General features: G+C 62.1%; 15 protein-coding genes. 3 read left to right on the top strand and 12 right to left on the bottom strand.

All coding sequences use genetic code 11. The annotated features are described in order from the left end of the window. Positions 1 to 3 precede the first annotated feature (3 nt). The 6 genes from BDK61_RS00570 to BDK61_RS00550 all read right to left on the bottom strand — a co-directional run bounded on the left by BDK61_RS00570 (position 4) and on the right by BDK61_RS00550 (position 7692). A complete protein-coding gene (locus BDK61_RS00570; protein WP_121302018.1) occupies positions 4 to 1179 on the bottom strand; it encodes a mandelate racemase family protein in 1176 nt (391 codons plus the stop codon). Between the two features lie 102 nt (positions 1180 to 1281). Next, positions 1282 to 2142: an MBL fold metallo-hydrolase gene (locus BDK61_RS00565; protein ID WP_011224576.1), complete on the bottom strand. Its 861-nt coding sequence runs from the start codon at positions 2140 to 2142 to the stop codon at positions 1282 to 1284. A 44-nt stretch (positions 2143 to 2186) separates the two neighbouring features. Then, complete coding sequence (gfo6, locus tag BDK61_RS00560) at positions 2187 to 3269, bottom strand: D-xylose 1-dehydrogenase Gfo6 (protein WP_004964872.1); 1083 nt, start codon at positions 3267 to 3269, stop codon at positions 2187 to 2189. 720 nt (positions 3270 to 3989) lie between these two features. Next, positions 3990 to 5435: a 2,5-dioxovalerate dehydrogenase gene (gene xacF / locus BDK61_RS00555; protein WP_121302017.1), complete on the bottom strand. Its 1446-nt coding sequence runs from the start codon at positions 5433 to 5435 to the stop codon at positions 3990 to 3992. Positions 5436 to 6195: 760 nt separating this feature from the next. Further along, positions 6196 to 6369, bottom strand: coding sequence for a hypothetical protein (locus BDK61_RS23185; RefSeq protein ID WP_167467349.1), 174 nt, complete (start codon positions 6367 to 6369; stop codon positions 6196 to 6198). 366 nt (positions 6370 to 6735) lie between these two features. Then, positions 6736 to 7692, bottom strand: a complete 957-nt coding sequence (locus tag BDK61_RS00550; RefSeq protein ID WP_121302016.1) for a M48 family metallopeptidase — start codon at positions 7690 to 7692, stop codon at positions 6736 to 6738. A 257-nt stretch (positions 7693 to 7949) separates the two neighbouring features. Here BDK61_RS00550 and BDK61_RS00545 point away from each other — a divergent pair, with 257 nt between their 5' ends. Beyond that, positions 7950 to 8666: a fumarylacetoacetate hydrolase family protein gene (locus tag BDK61_RS00545; protein WP_011224581.1), complete on the top strand. Its 717-nt coding sequence runs from the start codon at positions 7950 to 7952 to the stop codon at positions 8664 to 8666. Positions 8667 to 8973: 307 nt separating this feature from the next. Here the strand turns inward: BDK61_RS00545 and BDK61_RS00540 are convergent, their stop codons facing one another. The 4 genes from BDK61_RS00540 to BDK61_RS00525 form a co-directional block, all read right to left on the bottom strand. Beyond that, the gene (locus tag BDK61_RS00540) at positions 8974 to 10788 is read right to left on the bottom strand and encodes a transposase (RefSeq protein WP_121303871.1); all 1815 of its coding nucleotides are present in this window, start codon (positions 10786 to 10788) and stop codon (positions 8974 to 8976) included. A 231-nt stretch (positions 10789 to 11019) separates the two neighbouring features. Continuing rightward, complete coding sequence (locus tag BDK61_RS00535) at positions 11020 to 11466, bottom strand: hypothetical protein (RefSeq protein ID WP_121302015.1); 447 nt, start codon at positions 11464 to 11466, stop codon at positions 11020 to 11022. A 9-nt stretch (positions 11467 to 11475) separates the two neighbouring features. Then, a complete protein-coding gene (locus BDK61_RS00530) occupies positions 11476 to 12258 on the bottom strand; it encodes a hypothetical protein (protein ID WP_121302014.1) in 783 nt (260 codons plus the stop codon). Then, the gene (locus BDK61_RS00525) at positions 12255 to 14888 is read right to left on the bottom strand and encodes an ATP-binding protein (RefSeq protein ID WP_121302013.1); all 2634 of its coding nucleotides are present in this window, start codon (positions 14886 to 14888) and stop codon (positions 12255 to 12257) included. Before BDK61_RS00525 ends, BDK61_RS00530 begins: the two co-directional genes overlap by 4 nt. A gap of 103 nt (positions 14889 to 14991) precedes the next feature. Here BDK61_RS00525 and BDK61_RS00520 point away from each other — a divergent pair, with 103 nt between their 5' ends. After that, on the top strand, positions 14992 to 15234 hold the full coding sequence (locus BDK61_RS00520) for a hypothetical protein (protein WP_121302012.1): 243 nt from the start codon (positions 14992 to 14994) through the stop codon (positions 15232 to 15234). Between the two features lie 121 nt (positions 15235 to 15355). Here the strand turns inward: BDK61_RS00520 and BDK61_RS00515 are convergent, their stop codons facing one another. Then, the gene (locus tag BDK61_RS00515) at positions 15356 to 17101 is read right to left on the bottom strand and encodes an excinuclease ABC subunit C (RefSeq protein WP_121302011.1); all 1746 of its coding nucleotides are present in this window, start codon (positions 17099 to 17101) and stop codon (positions 15356 to 15358) included. Between the two features lie 33 nt (positions 17102 to 17134). Beyond that, the gene (locus BDK61_RS00510; RefSeq protein WP_121302010.1) at positions 17135 to 17761 is read right to left on the bottom strand and encodes a hypothetical protein; all 627 of its coding nucleotides are present in this window, start codon (positions 17759 to 17761) and stop codon (positions 17135 to 17137) included. A gap of 137 nt (positions 17762 to 17898) precedes the next feature. On the opposite strand from BDK61_RS00510, the gene BDK61_RS00505 reads away from it, so the two are divergent. Then, the gene (locus tag BDK61_RS00505; protein WP_004964832.1) at positions 17899 to 18372 is read left to right on the top strand and encodes a hypothetical protein; all 474 of its coding nucleotides are present in this window, start codon (positions 17899 to 17901) and stop codon (positions 18370 to 18372) included. The last annotated feature ends 246 nt before the right edge of the window (positions 18373 to 18618 follow it).

Here is an 18618-nt window from a genome sequence, read left to right as displayed (position 1 = left end):
CAGCTATTCGTAGACGTGGACGCTTCCGGTAGTGTTGTCCTCGATGTAGTCCCAGTCGTACTCCACGCCCAGGCCGGGACCGTCAGGGACGCTGACCGTCCCGTCGTTGTCGACCGCATCCATCAGGTCGGAGTAGCCGCCCTCGTACACCGGCGGCTGGGTGTTCTGGCAGTCCGGGTGGACCAGCGCCATCTCGTAGTAGTTCGAGTTCCGGCAGGCGGCGATGCAGTGGCGCTGGGCGGGACCGGGCGCGTGGAACTCCACGTCGAGCCCGAACGCCTCGGCCATGCGGGCCACCTTGATCGCGCCGGTGATGCCCGCGTCGTACTCGGGGTCGGCCCGGAGGAAGTCAGTCGCCTCGCTTGCGGCGAAATCGGATTTGATTTCCAGTCCGCGGATGTGTTCGGTCTGGAGAATCGGTGTGTCGAGTTTCTGTGCCAGCTTCTTGTGGGCGTGCTGTGAGATACCGCCGTCACGGAACGGGTCCTCGTACCAGAAGAAATCCTGTTCATCGAGCGCCCGGCCCAGTTCCAGCGCGTCGGCGAACGTCTCCAGTTCGCAGGCCGGGTCGTGCATCAGGTCCATCTCGTCGCCGACTGCTTCGCCGACAGCGTGAACCGCTTCGACTTCGCGGTCGAGGCTCCGGGCGTCGTCGCCGCCGCCCCAGCCGTGGATTTTGAAGCCGCCGAAGCCCTCGTCGCGGCACTCCTCGGCGAAGTCGGCGAAGGCCTCAGGCGAGTCCAGCCCCCCCGCATCGTCGCCGTGGTACGTCGACGCGTAGGTGGGAATCCGCTCGCGGTAGGTTCCCAGTAGTTCGTGAATCGGCGCGTCGTAGTACTTGCCGGCGAAGTCCCACAGCGCGATGTCGATGGGGCCGATGCCCATCCGGTCGTACTTCCGGAGCGCGCGCTTGCATTCGGACCAGTGCTTCTCGCGTTTCAGCGGGTCCTTGCCAATAAGATACTGGGCAATGATGTTGTACTGGGCGGCTGCCGGCGAGTTGCCGCCGACGTACTCGCCCGTAATTCCCTCGTCAGTGTGGATCTGGACGCCGAATAGTTTCCGCGTGGTTGTCTCGCCGGGCGCATAGACTAGATTGAAGCCGTGCTTGTCGGTCCCCACGTCCTCGAGAGGGTACTCGAACTCTCGGCTTTCGATCTTCGTTATTGTTGGCGACATTTGCCGGACATACTGTGGTGGGGGTATTAAAGCTACCCCGCGACAAATCCGCGGTATCTGCTTGAGCAACCGACACCGCGGGGACCGGACCCACGGTCTCACTCAGTCCAGCGCGTCAAGACGGCGAATACCGGGCTCACTTAGCCGAACCGAACAGCCGATATACAGCGGTTCGATGACTCGGGGGTAGTCAAACGACACCGCGTGTTCGTGGAGCACCTTCGGGTCGCCCGCTTCGCCCTGCCACATATCGTGATGGGAGGGGAGCAACCGGGATAGCTGGAGCTGGTTTGCGGCCTCGATGATCTCGTTTTCGTCCATATACCACTTCGTTCTGACACCGGAGTCGGGCTCGGGCTCGTAGATGGAGCCAACAGTGCCAAACGCCAGCGCGCCAACGTCAATGTCAAACTGCTCGCCCACGTCGGAAAACGCCTCGGCGGGCCGGCTATCGCCGGCGTGGAAGAACGTCCCGGCGTCGTGCTCGATGACGTACCCCACCGGTTCGATGGCGTCAGGGTCGTTCGTCCCAGTAACGTGCACGGTGAAATCACCGACAGCGAACTCGTCACCGACAGCGATTTCATTGCGCTGCTCGTCGGGCACTCGCATCTCACCGTCGTAGTCCGGGGAGTCATACGATGCCGATGGCGCATACAGGTCCGCCCCGAGGTCCTCGACCAGCGGGCCGTACGACGGCGGGTGCATATGGTCAATGTGTTCGTGTGTGACGAGCGTGGCATCACACTGGGTCGCGTCGGCGGGGTCCATCGGCACCGGAATCATGCGGATGAGGTTCGGCGGGTCGCCAGTCCCGAAGTAGGGGTCGATGTACAGCGTCGTCGACTGCGAGCGGAGGACGAAGCCGTTACAGCCGAGATACCAGATCACGACGCCGTCGCCGGGGTCTGTTGCTTCGATCTCGTCGCGGACGAACCAGTCGTCCCACGTTGACTGAACCATGTGCCGAACTATACCTGGCCGGGTCAAAAAATCTCGCACCGGTTTCAATCGAGTCTGACTGTCGACTCCGTCTCGGATGCTTCGTAGACGGACTTGATCGTGTTGATATCGACGAGGCCGTGTTCGCCGTCGGCGTAGGGCTCAGTGTCGGTCAGCAGGCAGTGGGCGAAGTACTCGAACTCCTCTTCCATCTGGTCGATCTGTTCGAAGTCGATCTCGACCGTCGTCCCCTCGTGAGACAACTGGAGCGCGCGGTCGTCCCAGGGGTAGAAGGCCGGTTCGACGCGGACCTTGCCCTCTGTCCCGAGTACGGAGATGTGGCTGTCAAGATGTGCGTTCTGGCTGGCGGTACACACCGCGTACACGTGGCCGGGGAAATCTAGCTGGAACGCGCCGTGTTCGTCTGGCACATCGGCGAACTCCTCTTGCACAGAGGCAACGGTCCCCCGGACTGCAACGGGGTCGGCATCAAGCAGGAATCGGCTCGTGTTCAGCGGATAGATACCGATATCCATGACGGCACACCCTCCGGACAGTTCCCCGTCCAGCCGCCACTGGTCAGGGTCGGGAACGAGTTCAAGAATGGGTTCGGTCATGTTGCCGTGGACGAACAGCGGTTCGCCGATGTACCCCTCGTCGATGAGGTCCTTCGCTCGCCGGACGGCTGGCTCGGTGTGCATTCGGTAGGCGATCATCAGCGTCGCGTCGTGCTCGTCACAGACCTCGACCATTCGCTCGGCGCGCTCGATAGTGGCCTCCATCGGCTTCTCACAGAGGATCGCCTTGTCCAGTTCTGCCGCCGTCTCGACGTACGGGAGGTGGAGCGCGTTCGGGGTGACGATGTAGACGGCGTCGTACGCGTCGCTTGCGGCGCCGTCGTGGAACTCCTCGTACGTAATCGCGTGTTCGACTGTCTCCGAATCAGCTGCCACGTCCGCCGCTTTCTCCCGGTCGCTGCTGACCAGCACAGTCGTTTCACAGAGGTCCCCTGCGTCGACGGCGGGCATCGCCTGTTCGGTGGTCCACCAGCCGACGCCGATCATCGCAAACCGAACTGGGTTGTCGGTCGCTGTCTGTTCCTGCCAGTCTCGGCGGTCGAATCCTCCCGTGAGCGCGTCAACATTCATACCACTGTCGTCAATTGGCTGGATATTATCTTTTGTGTTGGCACGCCCACATCAGCCCACCGTTCCAGTGTAGCGAATGATAGTTCATATCTTAAGTAAGTGTTTCCCGAAAGACGGTACAACTGTTCAGTATGGTAGAACAAGATACTAGTCTCAGCCACAGGTCTTCGATACCGGTTAGTCGATAATTCGAGTGGAAAATACCGTTTTACGGGCCGCCTGTGGTCTGTCTTCGTCCACGAACTCCGGTCTTGGTATCGAGAATAACGACAGTACAACCGTTATGGAGTGTGTTCCATCATTATGAACGACCATCCGTGAGCGGAGCACCGCGGTTCGTTTGACAGGGACCGATTTGAAACTTCGTTCCACTTGTTGTGTTCACTATGGAAAGAACGGACGCTATGACTGCCGACGACGAAACGGCGCTGTGCCCAACCGAATAGCGGTCTCGTTTCTCGCCACACTCAGGCGGGTCCAGCTATGGCAGTAGCGGCAGCGAATCCCCCCGACTACCGGGGCGCTACTAACGAGAGTGGAGCGTCTGTATGGGACAGACAGCGCCGGTGCTAGAACCGTTCCACCATCGTTGGTCGGTTGGGCTACGAGCATGACTTTGCACGCTCTGGCGGTTGACAAGAAACAGGAGGTAGCGATTAGTATCATATAGAAAGTCTGTAACAAAAAACCACTTCACGTTAGCGGCGGTGGCCGCCTCGATTAGCTGTTGCGGTACACCGTCTTGATGTAGCTGAAGAACTCCAGACCGGCGTCACCCTGCTCGCGGTAGGTGTTCGTCGAGGAGCGCTTGAGGCCGCCGAAGGGAACGTGCAGTTCCAGTCCGGTCGTCTTCTCGTTGACTTTGACCACGCCGGACTCGGACCGCTCGATGAATTCGTTTTCCTCCTTGATTCGGTCGGTTACGATGCTGGCCGAGAGGCCGTAGTCGATGTCGTTTGCAACCTCGACACCCTCATCGAAGTCGGAGACGGACATGACGGCGAGCACCGGCCCGAACACCTCTTCTTGTGCGATGCGCATATCCGGCTCAACGTCGGAGAAGACGGCCGGCGAGATGAAGTTCCCGCCGTCGTACTCCCCACTGGTGAGTTCCTCGCCGCCCGTTTCGAGGGTCGCTCCCTCCGACTGTGCGACATCGATGTACTCTAGGCTCCCCGCGAGCTCGTCTTCGCTGACGTGGGGACCCATGCCGGCCCGGTCAAGCCCGTCCCCGATTTCGAGGGACTCGGCGTAGTCGACAATGGCGTCGAGGAACTCGTCGTACACGTCCTCATGGACGATAGCCCGGGAGGTCGCTGTACAGGCCTGGCCCGTCCCGCCGAAGGCGCCGGCTCCGACGATGTCAGCCGCTTTGTCCACATCGGCGCTCGGCATGACGACGGTCGGGTTCTTCCCGCCCATCTCCGCCTGTGCGCGCTTTCCGTTGCTCGTCGCCTGTTCGTAGACGTGCTCGCCGACCGAAGCACTGCCCGTGAACGACACCACGTCGACATCGTCGTGGGTGGTCAGCTGCTCGCCGACCTCGCTCCCGGGGCCACAGACCAGATTGATAGCGCCGTCCGGAATCCCGGCCTCGTCCAGCGCCTTGACGATCATCGCGCCGACGGTCGGTGCCTGCATCGCGGGCTTGATGACGACAGTGTTGCCGACCGCAAGTGCCGGTGCGATCTTCCAGGCTGGAATCGCGATGGGGTAGTTCCACGGCGTGATGAGCGCCGCAACGCCCATCGGCTCTTTTTTCGTCTGCAGCCCGGCACGGCCGCCGCTGGGCTGTTTGACGGTGCCTCCGAAGTCACGGGCCTTCTCCGCGTAGTAATAGAAGATATCAATCGCACGCTGTACCTCGCCCTCGGCTTCGCCGAGCGGCTTCCCCTCTTCGCGGGTCAGCGTCTCTGCAAGCTCGTCTTTCCGAGATTTCAGGATTTCACCGGTCTCACGCAGGATTGCACCGCGCTCCGGACCGGGCATTTCGCCCCATTCGTCTGTCGCTGCTGCCGCGGCTGCAACCGCTTCGTCCGCGTCCGCCGCCGAAGCCACCGGAACCGTGCTGACGACGTCAGTCTCGTCTGCTGGGTTTGTGACCTCCTGTGTCTCTCCGCTACCGGTCCACTCACCGTCGATATAGTTCTCATATGTCTGCGTCATACGTTTAATTCATCTCATTCCCAATACTTACGCGTTTCCCATGCTTCGCTGTGCCGCGTCGTTTGACGGTATGGAACGACCGGCTGATGTCGGTGTGTCACGGCGGCAATGCTGAATAACACGCACCGTCGCCAGTGTAACCAGCGTCGCCGGTCCAATTCAGATCTGATAGCTGAGTTATAACGGACTCGCAATCGAACCTCTGTAAAATAGCTACCGCTGTCAAAACAGCAAACAACACAGAATCTGTGTGTTGGCAGATCTGTCTCATCGTTCGTGACTGCTTTGCGATGTCTGTGACGCGGAGATACTGTTCTCTCGGCCTTACTGTGTTTCCCGTGACGATCGAATTCTGTTATCGTGACACTATGATTGATCGGTTACCTGACTGCTTTTGGTATATAAATCTATCCCATAGTATAACATGTGTATGTGTGTTATCGGTCTGCTGTTTACAGTCGTACTGCTGGAGCGGTCGTCGCTGGTGAGGAAATCCCCCGTGATTTAATATAGCGATATTAAGTTTATCGAGTAAAACACACCGACCAGCGAATCATAGTCAACGCGCTGTAGCCCACCTAGTTCGCCCGAAATCGGTCAAAAACCTCATCTACCGACACTATTGAGCACTCGACTTCGATCTCGAAAATATAATATCAAGAAGACAAATATGATAGTAAAATCTGAGTTACCATTCCTATAATTTGCCATTTGGCACTACTCGGCGACACCATCGCCGTTCCCGGGATTAAACACGGGCCTACTCGTTGCCCACTCTTTCGAGCAGCGCGCCAACAACTGCGCTCTTCCGGTGTGAAACCAGCAGACGGCAGTAAATATCGTCTTCACTGTCCGCACCACAGTTACACAGTGGACATCCGTATGCGTGGCTCTTTGCCGCCTCGGTCGCTCGCTCCGGGATGCTCGCTTGCATATGTGAGCGTATGATCCGTGCCGAACATAGCGGTTTCTAGGACAACTATGTCGCTCTCAATGCGTATATAGAGTCTCTCTCACGACCGGACTCTCTTCGGAAGCAACACTATCCGGCGACACAGGCTCATCTTCGGTCCAGCGCCGCGATAAGTCCACAGTCTGCGGACCTATCTTGCGCACCGAACGAGACTCTTGTCGGCCATACAGGCCGCCAAAACCGACATGCTGCGAGCAGCACCTGCCGTGAAAACAATCGCTTTCTCAACTATATTTATCCTATATGCTCTCTGAATGCACATATATGGCCATAAAATGGCTGGTTTGAATATACCATGTCGCTCCCGGCCGCCGCTCAGCGACGCAGCTACCGACGGCTGCTCGGCCGCTCGCTTGATTTCGTGAAATTACCATACTGCGCTCTGTCCTGTAGCCGCTGCATTCGCTCGTCTATCGGTGGATGCGTCGACAGGAGGCGCGAAAGCTCGTTATCCGCTTCACTGTGAACGTATACCTGTCGCAAGAGACCGGGGTCCGGCGTCGATGCTTGCTCGATCTCTGCAAGGGCTCGGGCAAGCCCAACGGGATTCCCCGTTATCTCGACTGCGCGGTCGTCGGCAGCCAACTCACGACGCCTCGAGTAGCCGAGTAGCAGTAGCGTCACGGCGAAGCCGAGACCGGCAACGACCTGTAGCGAGTACCGCTGTGCCCGACCAAGCCAGGAGCGCGACCACGACGATGGGTCGCCACGCAGCAATGCGAGCGAACGGGCGATGCCACCGGTTAGCACCACGATGGGGAACAACGCGAGGCCGATGAGTCCGACAAGCGTCTGGACGAAACTGTACGCGACAGTCTGGACCAGTGCGTCACGGGTTTCTAGATGCGCGAGTTCGTGTGCCAGAAGTCCCTCGAATTCCGCTGCGGACAACAGCCGGAACAGCCGCCTGTCGACGACGATAGTGCCAGTGCCGCCACCGATGGCGAACGCGTTTGGGACTGGCAGCTCCGCCAGTAGCAACGTCGGCGTCTCGACGTTCATCTGATCGACAAGCGCATCGAGACGATGGTAGGCCTCTGGTGCACGCGCCCGCGGGAGTTCGACCGCATTGAGGGATCGCTTGAGCTGTGCCGTTGCGGCCCAGTAGTTCACGACACCGAGTGCAATCGCTGTCCCGAGAACGACTAGAGCGGCCATTAGCGGCGACGGGCGGCTGTCCCACACTGGCAGCAGTAGCAGATACCCGACGTATGCCGCCGTAAAATAGACCAGCAGCGAAAACAGGCCGACGACGGCCATGAGTAGCCGTCGGGTCACAGCCATGTTCGGCAATAGGTCGCTGCGTGAAAAAATCGCTTCGGTGGCGTCACCGCTGTTCCGTTGTTGGATGCTGATGGCAGTTCCGTAGTCCTCGGGCTATTTGATATAGCGACATTAGATTTACTCCGGCTACAGCACGCGGGTCGATACTCGGCCGGAACGGCGATAGAACAGTGCTTCAGGACTTGAAACCGGTGGTGGCTGTTGAGCGGCGCACGGTAGCCGACACGCCTTTTTCACCGCCACACAGACAATCCAGTATGCGAATCGCACGACTTCTGACCGAGGATGGGCCAGTCACCGGCGAATACGTTGACGGCGTCGTCCACGCTGACGATGGCCAGTACGTGGTCGGCCGCGATGGACGACTGCTCCCGCCGTGTGAACCGACTGCGCTGTACTGCGTCGGCCGGAACTACGCCGCTACCAATGACCAGATGGATTACGACCGCCCAGAGGAGCCGGACTTCTTCATCAAGCCTCCGACAGCGCTACTCGCCCACGAGCAGAACATCCCCTACCCGCCGTTTACTGACGAGCTGACCTACGCCGGTGAGCTCGCTGCGGTCATCGGCGAACGGTGTCACGATATCGACCCGGCTGACGTTTCCGACGCGGTCAGGGGATACACGATACTGAACGACGTTGATGCGCTGGACCAGCAGGGCCGAACCGCCCGAAAGGCCTTCGATGGGTCCGGGCCGCTGGGGCCGTGGATCGAGACTGCTGTCGACCCCACCGATATCGATATGTACACCGACATCAACGACGAGCGCCGGCAGTCTGCCAACACCAGCGAGATGCTGTTCGGACCTCATGAGGTGGTCGCATACCTCTCGAAGCGGTTCACGTTCCGGCCCGGCGATGTCGTTGCGTTCGGCAGTCCGGCCAATCCAGGAACGGTTGCGCCCGATGACACAATTGAGATAACTTACGACGGCGTCGGGACGCTCCGCAACTCGGTTGTCGAACCGTAACGTCATCCGACCGCTGAAGTCGTAGCGTAGCGGCTTTCTTCGGCGCCTATACCCCAGAATAGCGGATTTGTGCGCTGGGCAGTGATAAACTATTATCTGCTATACGAAATCACTGTACTGATGTTGCGAAGATACCTCTATGATGCACAGGTTTCACGACTAAGAAGGTTGAAAGAAGCGTCTGCGTGGCTCTCGAAACGCGCTCCTGAGAAACCTATCGGATAGCGTTCAGAAAACCGCCGGAGAAACCGCGCTCAGGACAGCGCTGCCGCTCACGGCCGAGGCGAGCCCAGGAGAAACGAGGGGGTTAGTCCGGCGGGTCAAGGCCGTAGTTCTTCTTGGCGAGCGTCAGGAACGAGTTCGCCGACACAGACGGGTCGTCTTCGACCTCGTCGTTCAGTTCCAGCTGGACGAGTACGTCCACGAGCCGCCAGCAGTTGTACAACACGCAGGCAAACGCGAAGTTGAAGTACCGGAACCGGTGGTCGGGCGTCTTCGTCTCCGCGAGGAACTTCTTCACCTTCTTGAACCCGTTCTCGATACCCCACCGCCGCTTGTACTTCGACATCAGCCGCCCGATCTGGTGCTTCATCTCCCGCTCGTCCTCGGGATCGACGTCCACCCACGGCAGGTTCGTCTCGAACGGCACCGTCGGCGCGTCCACACGCGTCGGCTCCTCGATCTCCTCCTCGTCCGCCACGTCATCCAGAAGGCTGCTCAGCGGCGAATCACCGCCGCGGTCCTCGGATAGCGGCGTGGCGTCGCCGACGTCCTCGAACTCCTCCAGGAGCTCCTGACGAATCGTCACGTCCGTCCCATCGTCGTCCTCGTCTTCGCGCTCCCACTCGCGCTTCGGGAGGTAGACCGCCTTCCGCGTCGGCCCGTCGTCTAGGCGTTCCTGCTCGACGACGTCGAAGTCCTTCTCGGAGTTGGCGAGCTTGGCGATCTGGTGCTCGTGGTCGCTACTGGAACGCACCGTCGCGGGGTTCAGGTAGTGGACGTCGTGGTCTTCGCAGGCGTCTTTGATGCCGTCCGGGTCGAACTCGCGGTCCATCATCACGAGGTCGAGGCCGGGCACGATGTCGGTCGCGCCCTCCAAGAGGTCGTCCACGAGGTCCTCGCGTTTCTGGCCGCGCTGCACCGGGATGGCGTCGAGGATGAGCGGGACGTCGTGGCCGACGAGCTTGATGACCGCCCACTGGAAGAACGGGCCATCGTGGCCCTTGTATCCGAGAATCCAGTCTTCTTGACTCTGGCCGCTGTCGTCGCGTTCGACGTGCCCGCTCCACGGCTGGCCTTTCGTGATGTCGATGGCCGCCATCTGCTTGCGCCCCATCCTGTCCTTCGATTTCGCGCGAGCAACGAGCGTGCGGCTGGTCTCCCGGAGCATCGTCCGGATGCGGCCGACGCCGAGGTCGGTGGTTTGGAGGCGGTGAGAGTCCCCGGACGGCGTCCGGTCGCGGGTGGTGTCTTCGGCGAACGACTGCGCGCCGTCGTTCGGGTGCATATCGGTGCGCATCCCGAGGTAGGACTGTTGCTCCCAGAACGCGCCCTCGGGGATAGACGCGTTGTGTGCGCGGTCGAGGTGGAAGCAGTCCTCGACGATTGGCTTCGCGCCCTTCCAGACCTCGCGCGCTTTCTCGCGGGCGAGCGTGTCCTTGCTCTTCGACCGCGTGACCGTGCCCGTCGGTTGGTCGGGGAGGAACTCGGGGTCCGGGGCGGCGAGGTCGTGGTAGCGGGCGATGTCCACGACGACCTCGGCGGCCGTCCGAACGGCGTCCTGGACGTCGGCGAGGCGGTCCTCCCACGCCCGCCACAGCGTGGACTGGTCGGGGATGTCCTCGAAGCCCAGCTCGCTCGTGAGGAACGGCTTCGCTTTGAGGTACGTGTGGAGGGCGGTCGAGTTCTTCCAGCCCTTCACGCAGCGGAGGACGTGTGCTCGGAAGACGGCGTCCCAGGGCTTCGGGTCGCCCTGTTCGTGGTCGTAGGTGTCGTAGAAGCGGAGGTACTGCGCGGGGATCTCGGCGACGAGGTCCTCCAGGGAGACCGAGCGGTCGTACCTGACCTGTTGTTCGCGGGGGTAGGTCTTGAGTGCACCATCGACCATCTCCCGGAAGGTCATGTCGAAGGCGTGTGCTTCGACAAGGTCGCCGTTGTTCGTGGCGAAGAGGCCCTCTACTTCGTAGTCTTTGGGTGTGGATGCGTAGCCGGCGCTGTCAAGACGCCTCGGCGGTCCGAGGCGCGTCCACCGTGACCCTGTCGGGGTCTGCGCCGGGCGTGTTGTCACTACCCGGTCATTACTTCGCCCTCGTATATAAACCTCCAGAAAAATCAGGTTCCTGGTCGCCCAGGATTATGCGTAGCTGGCTTCGAGGACCGACCGGCGTCCCGGCGGAATCGGGGCGCGGTCGGCCGTCTCGCGGATCTCCTTCCAGCGCGCCTGGTCGGTGTCGTGCGTATCGGTGAAGATGTCCTCGTCAGCCGCGATGAACGACTGCTTCCCTGCGAGCAGGGTGTGGACAGCTTCGTGACCGTTCGGCACGACGCCGCCCTTGAAGTTCTCGCGGATGAAGTCCTCACTGACGTTGAACGCGCCGCGGAGGTCGTGACTGCCCTCGCCCTTGTCGGGCGAGTGACCGTGCGCCGCCTGCGCGGACGGTTCCGTGAACTCGCTCATGTGGAGTTCCTCTGCCCCATCGCGGACGGCGTCAGCCAGCTGTGCGCCGACGTCTTCTTCGATGGTCGTCGCGGGTTCGGTTTCGAGCTCTGCCTCAGGTCGTTCGAGTTGTTCTGCGGACATGGTCGGGTGTTAGCGGTGGTTTTGTGGCTGTGCGCGGGTCTCCTGGACGTGGCGCTCGATGAGGTCCCAGAACAGGTCGTCATCGTGGCGCTCCCGGTACGTCGCCAGCCAGTACGCCTTCCAGAGGAACAGCATCTCGCGCTCATCCAGCGACTCGTCATCACCGGGGAGTTCGAACGGATCAGGGTCACCTCGGGGAGTCAGGCCGATGAACTCGACGTCCTCGTCGGTGCGGCTGATGCCGCCGCCGATCCGGTACGTCGGGTCATCGAAGTTCCGGGTCACGAGGTACACTGTCCCCAGCCACGTCAGCAGGAACATGTCCTCGATGACCCACCCGTCATCGGTGATTTGGATGCTCGCCGGCGGGACTGGCGAGTACTGCCGCTGAACTCGGGTGAGGAGTTCCTTGTCCACCTGCCGCTCGCAGAGGTCGTCATACAGGTGAGCAAGTGTGTCGGCAGTTCCGTTCCGGACAATCTCAAGGACGCCCTTCAGCACCCGGTCCGTCTCGGACGGCGGGTTCTGCACGGGCCTCCCATCATCGACCTGGAGCGTGAACACGCGGTCGCTCCGGGTGGGCTCGACGCGCACCTCCGGCGGCACGTCGAAGATCGTGGGCGGCGTCTCGGTGTCGCCGAACACGAGGTCCGCGTGGCCGTGGACGTACGCCAGCTCGTAGGCCGGCGTCCGGGCGATTGACCGCGTCGTCTCGCCGTCATCAATCAGGTAGCTGTTCCCGAACTCGCCGATGATTTCGGCGTCCTCCGGGAGACCTTCGTCGAAGGTCACTCCTGTAGCACCTCCAGCATCGTGGTGTAGGTCTCCCCTTCGACACTCTCTCGCTGGCTCGGGACCGTGACACCGGCGTCGTGAAGCTCAGCGAACCCGTCGATGACGCCGAGCATACCGCCCTGGAGACCTTTCCGGTGCTCGCTGAGGATTTCGTACTCGGTCGTGTCGCGCCAGTTGTGGAGGTTCGCGTAGGCGTACACCTCGGTATCACGGTCAGCGCTGGTGAGGCGGCTGGACTCTGGAAGCGGGTAGTTGTACTCGTGGGTTGCCAGCCACACGTCGTCGTGTCGGAGCTCGGGAAGCAGTTCCTCTAGCGTGTCTTGGCCGACGGGGATGTACACGATGTCCCCGAGTTCTTCAGGGTCTGACGACCGCCACGACGTCCCGCGCTCTTCCTCGAACCACGCGGCAGCCTCCGACATCTCAGGCGTGTCCCTGAGCCCGCGAAGCGCGTCGTCACCGAGCAGATGGACGACGACGGAGTCGCCAGCCTCTCTGGCCTCGGGGAGCGTCATCTCGCCAGCAGACGTGGGAACGGTCAACTGGTGGGCTTCCTCAAGGTAGTCCTCGATGCGGTAGACGCGGTCGAGGTCTTTGAGGTAGTCCCAGGACTTCACGGCGCAGTTGGCGAGCCGGACGCCGCCGTGGCCGAGGACACCGAGGTAGTCCGACATGGTCTCGTCGCAGTTCGACGGGAACAGGATGAGGCGGTTGATTGCGCCGTTGAGGAGTCCCCGGTCGGGCGTGTAGCCGGCTTCGCGCGCTTCGAGATAGGCGCGAAGGTAGCGCGCGCTCTCCTTCTCCGTGGTGTCCTTGTAGCCACGGTCGTTGTCGTCGGTGTTTCGCGCGTAGTGGAGCGTGATGACGCGCTCCGGAGCGTCTGCACCGGCGTTCGGGTTCTCGTAGTTGTAGTTCCGTTCGAACCGTTCGCGGGTCTCCTCGCTGACGTCGAACTCGTCGAGCGTATCGCGCCCGACGTAGTTCAGCCGCCGCCAGTTGAACAGCTCCTCGTACCGGTCCTGAACCTGCTTCTGAACGCGGACGACAGTGTGGCCGTCGTGGTCGTCCCAGACGGCCTGTGCCTTCTTCTCCGAGGGGTGCTGCGCCATCCAGACCTCGGCGTCCTCCGGCGTGGAGAGCAACACCTCGTAGATTCGCGTCTTGGCTCGTGAGGCGCTGCTCCACGGGTCACGACCGCGCTTACAGTGCTCGACGGTGTTGCTCATCTGGGCGAAATCGCCCAGCGTCTCGTCGTCTACGTCTTCGAGACCGTGGTCTTCGAGATTCGACTTGAGTTTGCGAGCCTGCCAGTCGTCATCGAACGTCTCGTGATCCATCCACCGGACGATGAAGTCGATGTCCTCGCGTGGGAGAGCGAGGATCTGGTCGGTCGCAACCGCGTCTGTGATGACACGTTCGAGCTTCTCGTCGAAGCGGTCGAGGAACTGCTTGGCCAACCACCGCCAGAAGTCCGGGTTCTCCTCGAAGCGGTCCCGGTCGCCCGCTGGCGACGGCGTCCAGATGTCGCTGGGAGCGCAGTCACTCGCCGGGATGTAGCCCTCGCGGCGGTCCTCGGGCATCTCGGCGTACTCGCCATCGCCGACTCGCGTCAGTCCCTCGTGTGGCCCGGCGACGATCTCCTGGTCTTCGGACTTGAACACGGCATCGAAGCGCGCGCCGTACGGCAGCTCGTACTTGAGGTCCCGCGCCCCCTCGTTGAGTGCGTCGCCATCGAAGTTCCGCTCGATGGGGACGTCGAGGAGCACCGCCTGTCCGGACGCGTTCGGAGAGTGGACGGCTCGGAACGCATCAGTCTCGATGACGATGTCGCCGTCTGAATCGCTGTATCGGTCCTGAAATGGCGTGTCACTCCGACCGCCGTACTCGTCGTCCGCGATCAGCGACCCGTCGCTGTTGCGTTCGGTGTAGAGCACCGGGATGCGGGACCACTGCGCGACTTCCGCGATGGCGCTCCGGATGTCTACTTCGGGTTCCTTGAGCGGGAACTCGAAGCGCGTCCCGTACTGCCCGTCTTCGAGCTTATCAGGCAGTTGTTCGACGTCTTTGAAGCCGTACGCGCTCCAGAGGCCGCGGACGTACTCGTCGGTGCGTCGGGAGCGCGAGTGCATGAAGAACGCGCCGTCGAGGCCGACGCCCTTCAGGCCGGAGAGCAGGCCGATTCCGTACTTTCCGCCGCGGTCGCTGTTGTATCGGTTGGTGCTGACGCCCAGCTGGATGCCGACCGACTCGATCTCCTCGCTGCTCATCCCCATCCCGTTGTCTTCCATGATGAGCGTCTTCGAGGACGGGTAGTACGCGATGTGGATGACCGGGGAGTAGTCCTCCCCGAGTTTCTCTCGGGCCTCCAGGCACGTCGCCGCCATGTTGGCGACGTACTCTCGGACCATCGAGGCCTCGGATTCGTACTTGTGGACGGACATGTGCTTGACGGCGTCTTCGAAGCGGACGCCGAACTGTTGCAGTCCGTCTGTATCGGGTATCTGGGCGGTGATGTCGGGGAAGTCGTGTGCGCCCCGGTGGACATCAACGTCGAGCCCCTCGACACCGACGTGCATCGGTTCGAGCGGAGCGTCGTCGTTGAGGCCGCCAGTTACGTTTTTGCTCATTTGGTACCGGAATCCTCCGTGTTGTTATCCACATGGCCAACAACTTAGTTCTTGTCCACACGGCCAAGAACTATGAGTTTCTGGCCACATGGTCAAAACTAAGATGAGCGAAACTGCATCAGGAGACGTGCCCCGACCGCGAGACCCGCCACTACCCGAGGAGGTTCTTGGCCGGATGGCCGAAAACGAGCCCTACGTAGTGGCGGATCTCGTCGCCGAGTTCGAGGACGAGTACGGGCCAGCGCGCGGCACGGTGCGGAATCGCCTGGAGTACCTCGTTGACGAGGGCGAGGTCGCGCGGAAGAAGCACGAGAACGGCACCGTCACCTACCGCCGCACCGAATAGATTCTTCTCGCAGTTTTGAGAGAAGTCGGCATTTCACTCGTGAGCAGGGGTGCGCGAGAATACTCAACGGGGCGAGTTGTCCCCGCGGACCTGTGCATCATACCCCTATCTTCGGAGGTCGTCACTGTAGCCGAGTCCGAATCGTCTCCGCGGTTTGCTCGCCGATACCGTCGATAGCCGTCAGCTCTTCGTCGGAGGCCGCTCTGACGCTGTCCACGCTACCGAAGCGTCGGAGCAGTCGTTTCCGCGTTTCGGGGCCGATGCCGGGCACGTCGTCAAGCGTCGTCGACACCTCGTCACGTAGTGTCTGGTGGTACTGGACGGCAAAGCGATGGGCTTCGTCACGCACCCGCTGGAGCAAGTGGAGTTGCGGGGCGTCATCGTTCCAGTCGTACACGCGGTCGGGTGTGATGACCAGCTCCTCGTCCTTCGCGAGCGCGATGGCCGGCACGTCCCAGCCGGTCTCGGCGAGTGCGTCGCGGGCTGCCCCGAGCTGGCCGTCGCCGCCGTCGATGAGTAGCAGATCCGGATCAGGTCGGTCGTCCCGCCCTTCGACGGCACGCGTAGCCCGCCAGCGGAGGAGTTCCCGCATATTCGCGTAGTCGTCGTTTTGCTCGGTGAGCTTCTTCCGCCGATAATCACTCTTCTCTGGCGTTTCGTCGACGAACGTAACGTTCGAGCCAACAGCCGACCGTCCTTGGGCGTGGCTCACATCGAAGCCCTCGATACGGCTCGGTCGGTCGATACCCAGTGCATCGGCCAGACGACCGCTCTCGTCGTCGGTCCCACCGCGCTGGCGGGCATTCTTCAGCGCGAGGTCGACCAACGTCGCCTCCCGACCGGCCCCGGGCACGCCGAGCGTGACGCCCTCGCTCTCAAGCCACGCTTCGATGTCCGGGTCGGCAGGGGCTTCGGCACAGAGAATCCGGTCGGGGAGCTCTCGCTCGGCGTAGTACTGCGGGATAAACGCCCGGTACACGCCGGCGGTCCCTTCACCATCCGGTGCTTCGAGTGTATGCCGGTCCCGTTCGACGAGCTTGCCGCCCTCGGCGTGGAGCCGGGCGACGATGGCGCGCTCGCCCTCGATGGCAGCCCCAAGCACGTCTGTTGTCTGATACCCCCCGGAGTCGCTGACGGCGGTATCTCCCTCTCCGTGGAGCGCCTCGACGGCCCCGAGCTTGTCCCGGAGGTTTGCGGCGCGCTCGAACTCTTGGTTCTGTGCAGCGGCCTCCATCTCGCGGCGCAACGGGTCCGCCAGAACACCGGTTTCACCCTCGAAGTACCGCGTGACCGCTTCGGCGTCCTCAGCGTAGTCGGCTTCGCCGATTTCGCCGGTACAGGGCGCGGTACAGATGCCCATTTCGTAGTCGAGACAGGGCCGGTCCCGGTTGCTGTACTTGTGGTCGGAACAGCCCCGCAGGCCGTACGCTTCCCGCAGGGCCTTCACCACTGTTTCCACCCGTCCTTTGTCGGTGAACGGCCCGTAGACGGTCGCGCCGTCCGCGGGGTCGCGCGTCACTTCGATTCGGGGGACTGGATGGTCAGTTAGCTGGACCAGCGGGTAGGATTTGTCGTCTTTCAGCCGGACGTTGTACGGCGGCCGGTGTCGCTTGATGAGGTTCGCTTCGAGCAACAGCGCCTGTGTTTCGGTGTCGGTGACGGCGAAGTCGATGGTTTCGGCCCGTTCGACCATCTTGGCGATGCGTTCGCTGCGAGGGTCGGCGTAGGAGCGCACGCGGTCGCGCAGGTCGACGGCCTTCCCGACGTAGAGGACCCGACGTGTGTCGTCCCGGCCCTGTTCGAACAGGTACACGCCGGGCTCTCGTGGCAACGACCGCGCGCGCTCTCGAACCTCGTCGGCGTCCATTAGCGCAGGGTTGGTACTCGGCGGGGTTGAACGTCACGGGAGCGGGTCGTCTGGCGCTGACTGGGGCGCACTTCCGGCATCAGCAGGCGGAGCCTCCGGAACGATGGCAGCTTCGATCCGGTCGACGACGCTCTCGTCGTCTGGTGCAGTCAGCTCGACATCGTCGCCACCGGCGACACGCACGACAAGCAGGCGGTTGCGGCTCCAGAGGTAGACGCCGAGGACGACGGCGGCAAAGGCCAGCGCGAGGCCGCCGAACAGGCGCATCAGGTCGTCTAACTGGGCCATCAACGTCAGCATCGTCTGGAGCATTCCCAACATTCCGCCGATGCCGACGGCGCTCGCGGCCCCGCCGCTGTCCAGTGAGACGTTGCCGACGAGGCTATCGAGGCTTACGGTCATCCCGGCGGCTACCAGCACAATACCGACGACCAGCGCCTTCACGCCGAGTTCGAGGAACGACCAGTCGCCGCTCGTGGTAACGTCGACGCCCTCGACGTTGGGGCGGTCGACCTGCCGATAGTTCGACCCCTCACGGTCGGGCGTGAACACGAGGACGCGGTGGCTTGTCACGACGACGCCACCACGGTCCAGCCGAACGTCCGCTTCGATCACCTCGCCGTCGTACAGGAGGCTCTCGGCCCGTGCGACCCAATCCATACATCCCGTTTACCGCGGACACGTGTATATTCTCCCCCCGTAACCGCTAACTGTGCGCCCTCGAACATGACAGTATGACCGCCGATCCCCGCTGCCCTCACTGCTCGGAGAAAGTCAGTGCGACCGCGACGTGGTGTATGCACTGTGGTCGGGACTTCGATAGCCCGGTCGACGCCGGAACCGGGACGACAGTTCTCGATGCCGGCGGCAGTCAGACCACGTCGGACCTCGAAGCGGCGCTCAACGCCGGTGACCTCGACGGTATCCAGAACGCGCTCACCCGGAGCGACAACGGGCCGACAATCGTCGGCGTCGTCCTCGCCGGTATCGCCCTGTTCACCCTCCCACTCGTCTCGCCGCCGGGCGCTGCGCTGTATCTCCTCGTCGTCGCCGGCGTTGGAGCAATCGCCGCGACACAGTCGACGTTCGACGCGGCGCTCAGAACCGGCGGGAAGGCACTCGCGCTCGCGCCCTTCCTGCTGGTGTTTATCGACGTGTTCCTCGGATATCTGTTCAGCGGCATGGTAGCGACCAGTGCGACGGTTCTGGTTGGTCCGGCGATTTATGCCGGGCTGGTCATGTACGGTATCCGCTGGTATCGTCGTCGCTGAGCGGGTTGCGCTGGCTCAGTTGCGAGTCGGCGTGCATCTCGACCAGCGTGTCGGCGACTTACTCGACCGCTCTCTCGGCGACGGCCGCTCGCTGGACATCTGTGAGCGGGGTGTGGTGGCCCATGGTCGAATGTGGTTATTCAACTGATAAATACTTCGTGGAAGGTACAACCGCCATCTGTGTCTTTTCCTCGTGAGCGGTCCGCTCTTCTCAGGCCGCACGCCGGTTCGCTTCGCCCGGTATCA

This window comes from Haloarcula quadrata (genome assembly GCF_003634715.1).
Classification (GTDB): Archaea; Halobacteriota; Halobacteria; order Halobacteriales; family Haloarculaceae; genus Haloarcula; species Haloarcula marismortui.
The sequence above is the reverse complement of the archived record's forward strand: the minus strand, read 5'-3'. Positions and strand labels throughout refer to the sequence as shown.